This window comes from Nodosilinea sp. FACHB-131 (assembly GCF_014695395.1).
Taxonomy (GTDB): Bacteria; Cyanobacteriota; Cyanobacteriia; order Phormidesmidales; family Phormidesmidaceae; genus Nodosilinea.
Map to the genome: position 1 here is coordinate 317,052 of NZ_JACJOF010000038.1, position 11,911 is coordinate 328,962.

At 57.9% G+C, this 11,911-nt stretch carries 11 protein-coding genes; 3 read left to right on the top strand and 8 right to left on the bottom strand.

The window, feature by feature from the left end; translation table 11 throughout:
* Positions 1-88: 88 nt before the first annotated feature.
* The 4 genes from H6F75_RS25890 to H6F75_RS25900 form a co-directional block, all read right to left on the bottom strand.
* Positions 89-1,456, bottom strand: coding sequence for a tetratricopeptide repeat protein (locus H6F75_RS25890; protein ID WP_190755925.1), 1,368 nt, complete (start codon positions 1,454-1,456; stop codon positions 89-91).
* 221 nt (positions 1,457-1,677) lie between these two features.
* Positions 1,678-2,133, bottom strand: coding sequence for a hypothetical protein (locus H6F75_RS29080; RefSeq protein WP_242020356.1), 456 nt, complete (start codon positions 2,131-2,133; stop codon positions 1,678-1,680).
* A complete protein-coding gene (locus tag H6F75_RS25895) occupies positions 2,096-3,010 on the bottom strand; it encodes an AAA family ATPase (RefSeq protein WP_242020357.1) in 915 nt (304 codons plus the stop codon). Before H6F75_RS25895 ends, H6F75_RS29080 begins: the two co-directional genes overlap by 38 nt.
* Before the next feature lie 270 nt (positions 3,011-3,280).
* Positions 3,281-4,030 carry a creatininase family protein gene (locus H6F75_RS25900; RefSeq protein ID WP_190755926.1) on the bottom strand — a complete coding sequence of 250 codons (750 nt, stop codon included), beginning with the start codon at positions 4,028-4,030 and terminating at the stop codon, positions 3,281-3,283.
* 342 nt (positions 4,031-4,372) lie between these two features.
* Here H6F75_RS25900 and H6F75_RS25905 point away from each other — a divergent pair, with 342 nt between their 5' ends.
* The gene (locus tag H6F75_RS25905; RefSeq protein ID WP_190755928.1) at positions 4,373-4,684 is read left to right on the top strand and encodes a DUF6679 family protein; all 312 of its coding nucleotides are present in this window, start codon (positions 4,373-4,375) and stop codon (positions 4,682-4,684) included.
* A gap of 148 nt (positions 4,685-4,832) precedes the next feature.
* Here H6F75_RS25905 and H6F75_RS25910 read toward each other — a convergent pair whose 3' ends face one another.
* Together H6F75_RS25910 and tilS are read right to left on the bottom strand one after the other, a co-directional pair.
* Positions 4,833-5,834: a hypothetical protein gene (locus tag H6F75_RS25910; RefSeq protein WP_190755930.1), complete on the bottom strand. Its 1,002-nt coding sequence runs from the start codon at positions 5,832-5,834 to the stop codon at positions 4,833-4,835.
* Positions 5,835-5,906: 72 nt separating this feature from the next.
* Entirely contained in the window at positions 5,907-6,917 is a 1,011-nt protein-coding gene (gene tilS, locus H6F75_RS25915) for a tRNA lysidine(34) synthetase TilS (RefSeq protein WP_190755933.1), read from the bottom strand.
* Positions 6,918-7,215: 298 nt separating this feature from the next.
* Between tilS and H6F75_RS25920 the strand changes: the two genes are divergently transcribed.
* Positions 7,216-9,069 carry a tetratricopeptide repeat protein gene (locus H6F75_RS25920; RefSeq protein ID WP_190755935.1) on the top strand — a complete coding sequence of 618 codons (1,854 nt, stop codon included), beginning with the start codon at positions 7,216-7,218 and terminating at the stop codon, positions 9,067-9,069.
* Positions 9,070-9,153: 84 nt separating this feature from the next.
* Here H6F75_RS25920 and H6F75_RS25925 read toward each other — a convergent pair whose 3' ends face one another.
* Positions 9,154-9,633 carry a GNAT family N-acetyltransferase gene (locus H6F75_RS25925; RefSeq protein ID WP_190755936.1) on the bottom strand — a complete coding sequence of 160 codons (480 nt, stop codon included), beginning with the start codon at positions 9,631-9,633 and terminating at the stop codon, positions 9,154-9,156.
* Between the two features lie 338 nt (positions 9,634-9,971).
* Between H6F75_RS25925 and H6F75_RS25935 the strand changes: the two genes are divergently transcribed.
* Entirely contained in the window at positions 9,972-11,663 is a 1,692-nt protein-coding gene (locus H6F75_RS25935; protein ID WP_190755940.1) for a serine/threonine-protein kinase, read from the top strand.
* A 114-nt stretch (positions 11,664-11,777) separates the two neighbouring features.
* Here H6F75_RS25935 and H6F75_RS25940 read toward each other — a convergent pair.
* Positions 11,778-11,911 (bottom strand): transposase (locus tag H6F75_RS25940; RefSeq protein ID WP_190754441.1); only part of this gene is annotated, 134 nt, incomplete at its 5' end.

An 11,911-nucleotide genomic window follows, 5' to 3' on the forward strand; every position in this document is an offset into this window, starting at 1 on the left:
TGTGGCAACTGGTTGTGTGGCCAGCTCAATAGCCAGGATATTTGTTTCTGAGAAATACTATAATTTTCATTAGCGTTATTAATTTCTCTCAGTGAGAAGCATCCGCCAGTTTTTCTAGCGCCTCTTCCTTGTTGTCGAGCGCTAGTTGGTAGTCAGGCTTAATCGCCAGGGCGGCTTCATAGCAGAGGATCGCCTCCTCATAGCGGCCCAAGTTTCGCAGCGTAATCCCTTTGTTGTTGAGCGCTTCGTGATCCTCGGGCTGGATTGCCAGAGCGGCATCATAGCAGCCTATCGCCTCCTCATAACGACCCAATTTACCCAGTACAACCCCTTTGTTGTTGAGCGCATAGTGAAAGTCGGGTTTGATTGTTAGGGCGGCATCATAGCAGGCTATCGCCTCCTCATATTTGCCCAAGCTCTCAAACGCTTCCCCTTTGCCTTGGGGCGCATAGTGATAGTCGGGTTGGATGGCCAGAGCAGCGTCATGATGGGCAACCGCTTCCTCGTAACGGCCTAGTTTGCTCAGCATAAATCCTTTGTTGCCAAGTGCATGGACATGATCAGGTTTGAGCACTAGAGCGGCGTCATAGCAGGTGATTGCTTCCTCGTATTTACCTAGGTCATCCAATGCATCGCCTTTGTTGGTGAGTGCATGGTGATAGTTGGATTTAATTGCCAGAGCAGTGTCGTAGCAGATAATCGCTTCTTCGTGGTGACCTAAGTCATTTAGCACAATTCCTTTGCTATTGAGCGCTTCAGGATAGCTAGGTTTAACCTTCAGTGCAGCATCAAAGTAATTTATGGCCTTTTTGTGATTACCGTCAGCGTCTAGCAATCTTCCTTGTTCACGTAGAAGCTCACTAACATTTTCTGCCGAACCATCATTGTGTTCAAGTAAATCTTCAATAGCTAAAAAGCGTTCACACCGTTGCTGAGGCGTCAGGTTCAGATATCGCTCAAAGTCATTGTCTTTCAACAATCTGTAGGCTTCTTGCTGCAACTCCTCTAGCGGTCCTACAAACTCCCATATGCCCGATCGCCAGTCAAAGAAATCCGCCGCACGGCGAATCAGGTATTTCATGGCATACGGTGGCACCAAAAACACAAAGCACAGTTTGAGCGTTTCGCGAAACTTCTCGCGTTGCAAATTCAGCTTGCCAAGAATCTTCGGCACCGTGTCTTTGGCGTAGTAGTCACCCTCGCTGCCGTAGCCCGGCTTAATGTAGGGCACCAACGACTTCTCTAGCCCGGTGATAAACAGCACGTTGGTCTTATCTACTTTGGGCAGCGCAGCAACCGTTTCGTAGAGGTTGTCAACTTCGCCCTCTAGGCGCAGTACATCTATAGCTTTGTCAGTAACGTCGTCGCACACACGGGCGATTAGCTCCTCGCCCTGGGCAGGCGAGCACTGCACAAACAGCAGGCCAAACCCCTTCGCCCAGCGAATGGCCCGCACCAGCCCTGCGTACTCTTCCTCGGCTGAGGCGGTAAGGTCTTCATCCCATTCGGTTAGCTCAGGTTTCGCCATGGAGCGCTATTTCGTTGAGAGCGTAGGGTGGGCATTGCCCACCATTAACATGTGCAGCCTTGCCAAGGTTCCTTTGGTCTATCAGATAACAATGACGCGTCCCAGGAGCATGGCACTGCCGAGACGTTGGTGGGCAGTGCCCACCCTACCTATGTTTCTAGTTTATCTAATGCTGCCTGAAACTCCTTCACGCTGCGCAGCAGGGGGTGCACATCGCGCCAGCAAACAATTTCACCATCGTCATCAATGTAGCGATATTCCAAAATACAGCGATTAAACAGCAGGTCACGGTGGGCTTCGTCGTTGAGAATTTCCTTGGTTTGCCACACCTTGGCCAACAGCCCCCACTGGTTGTCATACACCGCGTTACGGTAGGTATTCCGGGCCTTGGTAATCGCCAATCGCACCGCCTTTTTGCCAATGGGCAGCGCCGTAGTCTGCTTAATCGCCTCCTGAGCCATCAGCATCAGGTTGCGCATGTGGCCGCCGCTCATCAGGCAAAGCTGGTCGAGAGTTTCGCCATCGTCAAAGATGTCACCCACCAGTTGAGCCTCAGGGCTCACCGACTCAACGTGAAACACCCGCTGGCGCACCAGCTCGCGCATAATGGCTAACCCCGGTTCGCATACTTGCCCCGCCTGGTCGCGCACCATCACCATCGGCAATACCTGAATTTCGGCATACGTAAATGTCGCGCAGGTCGGGAGCACGGCCCGAATACACCAGCGAAATCGGCACCGTGTAGATGATGTGGCAATCCAGCATTTTGAGCTGTTCGCTGCGATCGACAAAAATCTGCTCGTGGTTGCTGGGTTCGTTTTCTCGCAGAATGGATGGAATGCGATCGAGGCTATCGACAATGAGCACCAGCTTGTGGGTCGTTTGCTGGGGCGTTTGGGCGATCGCCTCTTTAATAAACGTATTCAGCGCCTCAATCAGCGAGGGCGTATGCGGCTCCACAATTTTGCGAATTTGGGCACGCGCCGTAGGGCTAACCTTGAGCGTGGTGGTGAGCTTGCTAAAAGGTACCTCGGCGTCAATGCTGTCGAAGCCAACCTCGCTCTGCATGGCATCCACCAGCTCAGTCTTGCGCGACTTTAACCACTGCTGAATCGGTTTCTGATCGCCCTGCAAATCTGCTAGCAGGTTGCGGGTACAAGCCAGCAGAATGTCAGTATATTGCGCGTCCTCAGGGTCAATGTCGGTCTCTTCGGCGGCAAAATAGACGACACGGTAGCCGTCTTGTTCTAGGGCTTCCTTAAGCCGCAGCAGCTCGGTCGATTTGCCTGCGCCCCGATGGCCAGTGTAGAGCTGGTGAGTGATGCGATCGCTGTAGGTAATCTGCCGCCCCACATCTACCAAAATATTCTCTTCGCCCCGCACCGCGCTGCAATTGACATATACCGGGTCGCCGGGGAGCAGCGGCTCAAAGGGGTCGAAGGCGTTGTAAATGCTGCGCAGAATCTCAAAGTCGCTAGGCATTGCCGGGGCCGAAACAGAGCTAGCCCCTATGGTAATGCCATAGCAACGGCTGGTTTCGCTATATCCACCGCCTGCAATGCTATGTCATCGGGTGGTATTGGCATATCATCGCCCTGCATCGCTATGGCATCGCCCTGCAATGCCATATCACCGGGTGGATAAGCTATGTCACCCCGCTGCAATGCCATGTCACTGGGTGGTTATGGCAAGTCAAGCCGCTGCTATGCCAATGCGACCGCCGACAATAGAATGCAGCTTACCGACTCTGCCTTACTCTGCCGCCAAAAACGCCAAATAGTCGCTAGTCAGTTCTTTCACCGCGGCCTCATAGAGCTGCTGCCCATGCTCGGGGGTGGCCAAAGCCGGGTTCGACCCCATGCGGCCATCGGGATAGCGCTGCCGAAAGTCCGTAGGGCTGTAGATCGCATGGCCCGACGGAGCCACCTGCGGTTCCAAAGGTGCCTGCTTAATGAAATCAGGATAGGCGTACTGCGTTAGGGCCACCTCGCTAGGAGTCGCGTGGGAACCTTCCTGATCGCCGTAGAGTTCCTTAGCCAAGGTGTAGACCGATCGCGCCATAAACCAGTTGGCCGTCTTGCAGCGCACCCGCTCGGCATTGGGAATTTGCTCGTGGGCTAGGGTGGTGTAAGCTTCGGCAAAAGCCGCTTTGAGGGTGGCGATGTTGCCGCCGTGGCCGTTGACGAAAAAGAACCGGGTAAAGCCGTGACGCACCAGGGGCGTGAGGTAGTCCTGAATGACCGCAATCATCGTACTGGGGCGCAGGGTCATAGAACCAGGAAAGGCCGTGTGGTGCAGCGCCATACCTACATTGATGGTGGGGCCAACCAGCGCATTGGCGGCCTCACCAACGCCCTTAGCCACTACCTCGGCGCAGATCGCGTCGGTGCCAATCAGGCCGGTAGGGCCGTGCTGTTCTGTGGAGCCAATTGGCAAGATAATGCCTGACGACTGAGTGAGGTAAGCCTCAACTTCGGGCCAGGTGCAGAGGTGCAGCAGCATAGGGCAAGACACGAGAACAGGGCTGATTTCTCACTATAGCGCTCGCCCTCGGACTGTTGTGGGCAAGCGAAGGTAGGGCTTGCTACACTACAGTTTCCGCTTCACTGATATGAGAAGAATGAATGCCTCGGGGAATGTTAAGGTACAGAACCAGATTCGCTGCGATCGCTAGCTTTGGTCATCTACCTAGACTGCTGACGCGTAGTTTAGCCAGAGCGAAGGCACATTCACGGGGCTAGGCAAAGTCTGTGATGTAGTCAACCCCGTTTCAGCTGGGTGAACGCTCCCCTCCGTCAGCGAAGCGACACGAGCGTTGATGTTACCTGTGAAGGAGCCGCAATTATGCTACACCGCAAGATCTATCAACTCTGTTGTGATGGTCAAGATGTGTGGATTTTTCTACGGGATCAACAGCGTTGGATTGAGCGGGCGAAAATTTTAGATGTCGAAGGCGATCTGGTCACCTTTCGCTACGAAACTGAGGAAGAAGACGAGATTTGCTCCTGGGAAGAAATGGTGCGCATAGAGAGCATTGGTGCAGTTACCAAGCGCCTCGCCGCCGTCCCCCGAGGCGATGTTGAGATTAACGTCTCTGATGATTGCCCCGAAACCGAGCAACTGAGCGACCCCTACCCAGAGTCAAACGCTGACTAGATCCGTCATTGTGCATCGCAATCCTCAGGAGGATGACCAGGTAGAAAGCCTAGTCATCCTCTTTTTGGTTTGAACCACAAAAGGCCACGCCGCTAGACTGCGGCGCACGTTTGACCGTTGAAACGTCAACCCGTTCGCTTGAATTTGCTTAATTTGCTGGCCCGCTCGGGTCTGAGAACGTGTTGATATAGCCGTTGCCGGTGTAGACGCCGGGTGGCCTCGGGGCGGAGAAGGGGGCAGGTTCTGGTTGGGGAGTGGCGCTAGGGATATTGCCTGGCACCCCAGACGGTGGCTGCGCCGTCACCCCCGCCGGAGGTGCGGTGGCTGGAGTTCTAAGATTTAGGTTAAGCGCGGCGGGGGCCACTGAAGCTGCTGGAGCTACTGCTGCTGGACTAGGCGCTAGTGTCGGCGGCAATGTGTAACCTGTTGTGCCTGGTGGCGGCGACATCTGTGGAGTAGTGCGAATAAACCGCTGGTCTATCCCAGGCAGGCTACCTTCGACCATCCAGGGCGAGGGCGTCAGATTGTCGGTGGGGGCAGCTTCAGCTACCGGATTGCGGTCTTCGGACGTTGTCTCGGAGGGAGGGGCAGCATTGGCACGGCGCTGGTTAAGCGCTTGTTGCAGGGCACTGAGTTGGGGTGCGCCCTGGCCAGACGTCAGATCGGCTGCTGATTGGCCAAGCGGTCGGGTGGCCTCTAGAGAGCCGGCTTCGCTGCCACTGGCCGAGGGGCTAAACCGAAAGCGACTGCGTTCTAAGTAGTTGGCAAAGGGGCTGGTGGGGGCCTGCTGCTCTTCTGTAGCGGTGGGCAGCGCCAGTGGGTCGGTATCGGGCGATCGCGCCGCTTCTTCTAAAGCAGTAGCCGTAGTGGGCTGAATCTGGTCAAGCAGCACGGCGAGGTTGTCAATTTCGGCCAGGTCGGCCAAATCGTCGTTGGATAAGTTGTCCAGGTTGGTGTTGGGGTCGACGGCGGCACTGTCAACCGCTGGGTTGTACTGACTGCGCCACTCGGGGTGGCGCGAGTACTGAGGCACGGCCACGGCTAGCAACCCCAGCAGGCCAAGACCGCCCCACACCGTCGGGCGATTGAGCGATCGCCCCAGGGATTGCAGGCGTACCAAGCGATAGCGTAGAGCGGGAGGTAAGGTCATGGGCTGGCCCACGCAGACAGGTTCATAGTAGCTACTGCCATTCTAGAACCTACACCATGCCATGCTGCGGCCTCACGTTGTCATTGATGGCTTCAGCACCAGCCAGTCGCCGTCTACTATGGCCATCCATCCACCGGGGAAGGGATCGCTCTGGCTGCCTTGGGGGGCGACGAGTAAAGCGATGAGTTTCTCCACATGCTCGAAGCTGACCTGGGCTGGGGTCACCTGCTGGAGCACTCGCCGCAGCACCCGCCGCTGGAGAGCTAGGGGGGCGGTCTTGAGGGGCGATCGCTGAATTTTCCACGCTTCGCCCTCCCCAGCGGGAGGTAGGACCGATGTTTCATACAGCTCGCCCGCCATCGCCTCTAGCAGCTCCACCTCAGCCGTCAGTAGCTCAGCTGTATTCGCTAGGGTCATGGCTACCCTAGGGTTAAAGTGCTGTTGCAGGTAGGGCAATAGCTCTAGGCGAATGCGATTGCGGGCATAGCCGGTGTCCTGGTTGGTAGCATCGGGCCAGATGGGCAGGTCAAACTGGCGGCAAAACTCTCCGGTCTGCTGGCGGGTCAGCCCCAGCAGGGGGCGCACTACGGTAACGGAGCTGTCTTTTGAAAGGGGTCGCTGCCAGGCCAGGGCTTGAAGACCATCGGTGCCGCTGCCCCGCAGCAGGTTGTAGAGCAGGGTTTCGGTGCGATCGCTCGCCGTATGCCCCGTCGCCACCTGAGTACAGCGTTCTTGACTAGCCAACGCTTCAAATACCCGATACCGCCAGTGCCGCGCCAGTGCCTCGGTGGCGTAATCGGCATCGGCAGTGACCACCTCACAGGGAACGCCCCAACCTTCGCACAGCTGCCGCACAAAATCGGCGTTGGCTGCCGAGTCGGGTCGCCAGCGGTGATCGCAGTGCACCGCCCGCAGCTGCCAGCCCCACTTGGGCCGCAGATCGACCAGCAGCTTGAGCAGGCACACCGAATCTTGCCCACCCGACACCGCCAATAGCCCTGTCGCCCCCCGAGGCAGCAGCGGACGAACCTTGAGCAGCCGATGCACCCCGGCGTGGGTAGTACTCCAAGCAACCCCGCCCATAAATTTATAAGGAATTGAGTGAGCTTTTCCCAGGCTACCTTACCCCAAAAAATCGCCGGGCTTTGACCTCCAACACTCTGCCGCTGCTTGTACTTGACCAAGCTGATTGTGACAGGCTCCAACGGTTTAGGGTTCAAGGTGTCGGGTCTAAGGCAGGCCGTGAACCTGACACCTTAGACCTTAAACCCTCACGGACCTGTCACCCTTGGCTTGACAGACTACTAGGCTGAATCTCAGAAAGATCTGTGGCACACTTGGGGCAACGACTCCTTCGCAGTTTTGAACAGCATGGCGATCTATGGCTCAACCGTACCAGGCACTCATCGATGACATAGTAGCCGCCACCCTCAAGGGTAAAATTCAGTCAAAACAGCAGGTCTACCGCATGCTGCAAGCGGGCATCGAGCCAGGCGGTGGCGAACTGTTTGAGCGGGCCTTGGCCAATACCCTGGCTGCCCTAGAGCCTGACCTGGCCCCCGGCAGTGACGAATTTAAGCAGGCCAAAGCCCTACGCAAACAGCGTGCTCTCCGCACCATTCAGGGTGAATGGGAGCACTGGCAGGCCGACAACCAGGCCACGGCGGTGCTCACCGGCATAGAAGCCGAAATTCTCCAGGCTCCACCCGAGGAGCGCCTGTTTCAGCTCCTTACCGCCCTTGACCCCAACCGCGATCAACCCCTTTCTCGGGAGCAGTTGGGGCAGCTAGTGCGGGCGCTCAAGCAGGCTCCGGTGCCGTCCGCGTCGGCACAGGCTACCGAGACTGCCCCGGCCCTGGCCACCCTGGCTGATGGGCTAGAGCAGGGGCTGACCGCCTGGCAGCAGCTCGAAGGCGACGTGGTGGGGTGGATCTATGCCCAGGGCCAGCAGCTGGGTTTTAGCGAACCTGGGGAACAGTCTGGCCCCTGGCAGCACTGGGGCAAAATTGTGGGCAACCCAGCGCTGAAACGCCTGTTTGTTGACCTGGCTCAGCATCAGACGGTCACTGCCGCTGGCGTAACGGCTCCCTTAGCTGTGGCCGACTGGGTTGCCTGGGGGGTAGTTTTGCAGCGCCTTCAGCTGGCCCTGGTGAATTGGTTCGATCGCCAACCCTATGACCCTCAATCGGGCAAGCGGCTGTCGATCGCCACCTTTCTCACCTTTGCCGTAGTCTGGGGGCAGATTTCTGACCGCCTGGGCCAGCAGGGCCAACGCATCCTGTCGATGGGGTCGTTTCAGCTAGCGCTCCAGGGGCTACGGCAGTTTGCCAACCAGAGCTATTTTCCGCTCTATGGCGGCCTGTTTACTGCCCTCTCTGGGGAGTCCCTTCGCGCCCTGCTAGAGTACCTGGATCAGCCCCTGCAAGCGGTGCCCAACACGGCGGTAAAGGCCCGCATTCTCACCCTGCTGGGCTATTCGCAGCGGGCACTGGGCAACTATAGCCAGGCTCAGCGCTTTCACCAACAGGCCCTAGAGGTGGCCCGCGAGGCCCACGATGTGCCCTGCGAAATCGCCAGCCTCAACCATCTCAGTCGCACCTCGGTGGCCCAGCAAGACTTTGAGGCCGCCCAGGGCCACAGCCAGCGGGCGCTGATTTTAGCCCGTCAGAGCGGCGATCGCGTTGGCCAAGCCAACGCCTTGGCCAATGTGGGCTACAGCCAGGTCGCCCAGGGCCAGTCCCAACTGCTGGAGGCCGAACAGTACGAAACCGTGCTCAGCTATCTGGAGCAAGGGCTGGCGCTGTCGGAGCAGGTGGGCGATCGCCCCAGTCAGGCCCTCTGCGCCAACAGTCTCGGCATCGCCCAGCTCAAGCTCGGGCAATATCGGGATGCGATCGAGTCTCTTCAGCAGGGGCTTCAGGTGGCGCAAGCGATCGGCGATCGCTTTCTAATGGCCTCCAATTTTGCCAACCTGGCCGCTGCTTACCAGGGCGACGGCAACCTGGAGCAAGCGGTGCTCACGGGCTGCCTCGGCATGTATCTGCACCACCAGATTGACTCCCCTGAGTGGCGGCAGCCCGCGGCCCTGCTCAGCATTCTCTACGGGCAACTGGGACCAGAGACCTTTGAGAGCATTCTTGCCGACCACCGTCGCCAGTTTCTCGCCGTGATTGGCGTCGATGGCTACGACTTCTTGCAGCCGCTGCTGGCGCGGTATCGTGAGTCGTTGGAGTAGGGCCTGGGCAAGGGAAACGGCTTTCAGGGAATCCACTCGACCTAAATTTGGGCATGGTGCCGGCTTAGGGTGGGGGCGATCGCGCTAAAGCTTCTTAAAGTATCTGGCGACGGGCCACAGCTCAAAGCCCGCCTTTTCATAGGTGTGCCGGGCCGGGGCGTGGCCAGGGTCACCGCCGGTCTCTACCATCGCGATCGCCATGCCGACCTCTTCCATCCAGCCCAGCGCACATTTGATTAAAGCACTGCCAACGCCGCGACCCTGAAACTCTGGATCAACGGCAACCATGTAGATCTCACCCATGTTGTCTGCCGAATGTAGCTTGACGGCGACAAACCCCACTACCAAATCTGCCTCCCTAGCCACCCACACGCTGGTGTCTGCCGCAGCGCAGATATCCTCAACCGCCTTTTGCTGGCTCCCCCGCCAGTGCTCAGGATAAAACGCCTGATACACCTCGGCATTCATTGTGCTTTGAATTGAATCAAAGACTGGAGCCCGGGCCCGCAGTGCCAGCCGAACAACCGCATCAAGGTGGTGAGAGGCATAGGGTTCGATTTCCATGTTCTTGTAGCCAAAACTGGAAGCCGATGGCTTGTCGAACCTATTTTAGGGCGAATTCCTGTGGCTCTGACAGTCCTGAAAGCCTACAGCTAATGAAGTCTGGGTTGGACAGCCGAGATATAACAATTCAAGCTATCGAGCTTTTTTCGCTCTTCTATTTTCGTTCGTTTGCCATTACCCCGGAACCCGCCGACGGTTCAGTACGTCACCCTGAATTTGATCAACTCGGCATCTACAGCCACCGCTGTATTTCTGTGCTGCTGAGCGCTACCCTAAGGGGGGTTAACGGCACCTGCTAGATTGTCGTCTAATAGTTCAAACGTCACTTGCCCATGGCTATGACCGCTTCCTTTCCCAACCTGCCGCCAGAATCTAGACTGCTAGGGGGCCGTTACCGGCTCGTGCAACCCGTGGGCTCGGGGGGGTTTGGTCAAACCTTTAGCGCCCAAGACCTTCACCTGCCGGGGCATCCACTGTGCGTGGTGAAGCAGCTCAAGCCCCAGGTGACCACGGCTGAAGAGCTGCAAACAGCGCGACGGCTGTTTGATACTGAAGCCCAAACCCTTTACAAGCTGGGAACGCACCCTCAAATTCCAGGGCTGCTGGCCCACTTTGAGGAAGGGCAAGAGTTTTACCTGGCCCAGGAGCTGATCGAAGGTCACTCCCTGGCAGAGGAGTTGGGCACCCCCTGGACTGAGGCCCAGGTCGCTGCATTTCTGGGTGAGCTGCTCGGGATTTTGGCCTTTGTGCATTCCCATGGGGTAATCCACCGCGACATCAAGCCCTCGAATTTGATTCGTCGGGCCAGCGATCGCCGCATTGTGCTGATTGACTTTGGTGCGGTCAAGCAGGTGAGTGCCCAGGCCACCGCCTTGCGGTCTGGCCTAAGCCATACGATTTCAATCGGCACCCAGGGATACATGCCCAGCGAACAAGTGGCCGGGCGACCTCAGTTCAGCAGCGATATCTATGCTGTCGGCGTCCTGGGCATTCAGGCCCTGACCGGCTACTCGCCGACTGAGCTGCATCCTGACCCCCACAGCGGTGAGCTGGAGTGGCAGCACTATGTGCCCCAGGCCAATCCTGCCCTGCTGGATGTGTTGGAAGTGATGGTGCGCTACGACTTTCGCACCCGCTATACCACTGCCGCCGAGGCTCTGGCTGCCCTGAGGAACTTACCCTCGGCCTTGAGTCGGTATGTGCCAGCGGCGCCGACGCCCCAGGGACAGACTCCCCGCACCACTGTCGCTACGGTAGCGGTAGGGCGGCGGCGAGAACGAACTCAGCTAACAGCCGCCCAGGTACCAGCAGCCCAAGTCCCAGCAGCTAAAGTACCGGTGCGGCGACGAGAGCCGTCGTCAGTTAATTGGCTGCCCCTGGCGGCAGGAGCTTTGGCGGCGTCTGTGGTGGCGATCGCCGGTCTGCTTGGTTGGCAGGCCTGGCGCTCAGCCTCGTCTACCCCAGAAGAGGAAACCCCAGCGGTGGCCACGGCTCCCTCCACTGATGCACCTGTTGAAGCTGAACCTACAACCGTTGAGGCTGAGCCCGAAGCGGAAGCGCCTGCCGCACCCCCTGAGGCCGCTGTCGAATCGGCTGAGGCTGAGCCTGAGGCACCCACTGCCCCAGAGCCGGAGGTGGCTGATGCGCCAGAAGAGGTGGTAGAACCTGAAGAGCCGGCTCCACCACCGCCAGCGGATAGCGAGCTAACGCCCGAGGCGGCCCAAGCGACGGTGGCAGCCCTGTATAGCCATGTTTCGAGTAAATCTTGGGATGCGGCGCGATCGCAGTTTAGCGGCTCGCTAGCGCAGCAGTTTGACCCGGGCTTTTTTGCCCAATTCGATCGCGTTTCGGTTGAGAATCTGCGGGTGACGGGGCAAACCGCCGACAGCGTTGAGTTTGTAGGCGAGAACACCTATGTTTACCCGGATGGCTCTACCCAGCGAGAACAGCGCTCGTTCACGGTGCAAATGCAAGATGGGCAGCCTCGGATTGTGGGCTCTAGCTTTGGCGGGGTGCTGGAGTCTCGGTAGTCAAAGTTGGCTCTGGTGCCAGATACCCTTTGGGAAACTCTAAGCCTGAATTTGTTAGGCGAGTTGAGGCGATCGCAATTAGAGGGTGTTTGAGAAGTCGGACGGGGTCAAAAATCATGCTAACCGCCTGACCATAATACGGATCATGGCGAGATAAATGAGGGCTTCCGAGTTTTCGGGCAGGCGTTCATAGTCTCGTACCAAGCGTCGGCATCCCATCAGCCACCCGAAAGTTCGTTCGACTACCC

What these genes read in the sequence shown, in the direction of transcription:
- H6F75_RS29080 (WP_242020356.1), bottom strand. Translation starts at nt 2,133, where the DNA reads ATGCGCGAGCTGGTGCGCCAGCGGGTGTTTCACGTTGAGTCGGTGAGC.
- H6F75_RS25895 (WP_242020357.1), bottom strand. Translation starts at nt 3,010, where the DNA reads ATGCCTAGCGACTTTGAGATTCTGCGCAGCATTTACAACGCCTTCGAC.
- H6F75_RS25900 (WP_190755926.1), bottom strand. Translation starts at nt 4,030, where the DNA reads ATGCTGCTGCACCTCTGCACCTGGCCCGAAGTTGAGGCTTACCTCACT.
- H6F75_RS25905 (WP_190755928.1), top strand. Translation starts at nt 4,373, where the DNA reads ATGCTACACCGCAAGATCTATCAACTCTGTTGTGATGGTCAAGATGTG.
- H6F75_RS25910 (WP_190755930.1), bottom strand. Translation starts at nt 5,834, where the DNA reads ATGACCTTACCTCCCGCTCTACGCTATCGCTTGGTACGCCTGCAATCC.
- tilS (WP_190755933.1), bottom strand. Translation starts at nt 6,917, where the DNA reads ATGGGCGGGGTTGCTTGGAGTACTACCCACGCCGGGGTGCATCGGCTG.
- H6F75_RS25920 (WP_190755935.1), top strand. Translation starts at nt 7,216, where the DNA reads ATGGCTCAACCGTACCAGGCACTCATCGATGACATAGTAGCCGCCACC.
- H6F75_RS25925 (WP_190755936.1), bottom strand. Translation starts at nt 9,633, where the DNA reads ATGGAAATCGAACCCTATGCCTCTCACCACCTTGATGCGGTTGTTCGG.
- H6F75_RS25935 (WP_190755940.1), top strand. Translation starts at nt 9,972, where the DNA reads ATGACCGCTTCCTTTCCCAACCTGCCGCCAGAATCTAGACTGCTAGGG.